Source organism: Streptomyces sp. UH6, assembly GCF_013421635.1.
In the GTDB taxonomy this organism is placed as follows: domain Bacteria; phylum Actinomycetota; class Actinomycetes; order Streptomycetales; family Streptomycetaceae; genus Streptomyces; species Streptomyces abyssomicinicus.
This window is the reverse complement of sequence record NZ_JACADT010001275.1, coordinates 1-1324: the sequence shown is the minus strand read 5'-3', so window position 1 is coordinate 1324 and position 1324 is coordinate 1. Positions and strand designations below refer to the sequence as shown.

Annotated in this window: 1 protein-coding gene and 1 pseudogene; both read left to right on the top strand. The window is 75.8% G+C overall.

Annotated elements, in window-relative coordinates:
* The coding region (locus HW445_RS31225) for a putative baseplate assembly protein (RefSeq protein WP_180224144.1) at positions 1–1047 on the top strand (1047 nt) is incomplete at its 5' end.
* Positions 1044–1324, top strand: a pseudogene (locus tag HW445_RS31220) (phage tail protein); the annotation flags it as partial. The gene HW445_RS31225 and the pseudogene HW445_RS31220, both read left to right, overlap by 4 nt.

Sequence of the window (1324 nt, the reverse complement as noted above, 5' to 3'; positions counted from 1 at the left end):
GCGGGACAGACGTTCCGGCTCGGCCGCCCGCCCGTCCTCCTCGACGGCGAGCCCCCCGTGGTGGAGGTGTCCACGGCCGACGGCTGGCAACGCTGGGACGTGGTCGAGCACTTCGGCCGCTCCGGCCCCGACGACCGGCACGTCCGGGTGGACGCCACCACCGGCGAGTTCGGCTTCCCCCCGGTGCTGCGCGAGCCGGACGGCACGCTGCGGCAGTGCGGCGCCGTACCGCCCAAGGGCGCCCAGGTGCGGGTGGCCCGCTACCGCACCGGCGGCGGCCCGGACGGCAACGTCGCCCGTGGCGCCATCTCCGTGCTGCGCTCCTCCGTCCCGTACGTCGCCCGGGTCGTCAACCGGGAGGCGGCGCGCGGCGGCGTCGCCGGCGAGACCGTCGAGAACGCCCGGCTGCGCGCGCCGCAGGCGCTGCGGATGCAGGAACGCGCGGTGACCGCCGAGGACTACGAGATCATCAGCCGCCAGGCGGCGCCCTCGGTCCGGCGGGTCAGGTGCCTGCCCGCCGAGGACGCCGCGGGCGCGGTACGGGTCCTGGTGGTGCCGGACGCGGTGGCCGACGAGGGCGACGACCGGCTCCGCTTCGAGCAGCTGATCCCCTCCGAGCAGGTGCTGCGGGCGATCACCGAGAGCCTCGACGAGCGGCGCCTGATCGGCACCCGCCTGGTCGTCGAGCCGCCGGTCTACCAGGGCGTCACCGTGGTCGCCCGGCTCACCGCGGCACCGGGCGACACCGACCGGGTGCGCGAGGCGTCGCTCGACGCCCTGTTCCGGCACCTCAACCCGCTGCACGGCGGTCTGGACGGCACCGGGTGGCCGTTCGGGCGGCCGGTCCAGTACGGCGAGGTGTTCGGCGTGCTCCAGCGCGCCGCGGGCAACGCCCTCGTGGAGGAGATCCGCCTCTTCCCCGCCGACCCGATCACCGGCCGGCGTGGCGCGCCGACGGACCGCATCGACATCGATCCGGGCACGCTGGTCTTCTCCTACCAGCACCAGGTGGTCGTCACCTCCACCCGGCCGGAGGCAGGGGCATGAGCCGCGCCGCCGTACCCGGCCTGCCGAGCAGGTACCCGATCGGCTCCCAGCTGCCCGCCCTGTACGCCGACGACGACTTCGCGCAGCGATTCACCGCCGGTCTGGACACCGTCCTCGCCCCGGTCTTCGCGACCCTGGACAACCTGACCTCCTACCTCGACCCCCGGGTGGCCCCGGCCGACTTCCTGGCCTGGCTGGCGTCGTGGGTCGGCGCCGCCGACGACCCGCGGCGGCCCCTGGAGCTGCGCCGGGAGGCGGTCTTCCGCGCCGTGGAGCT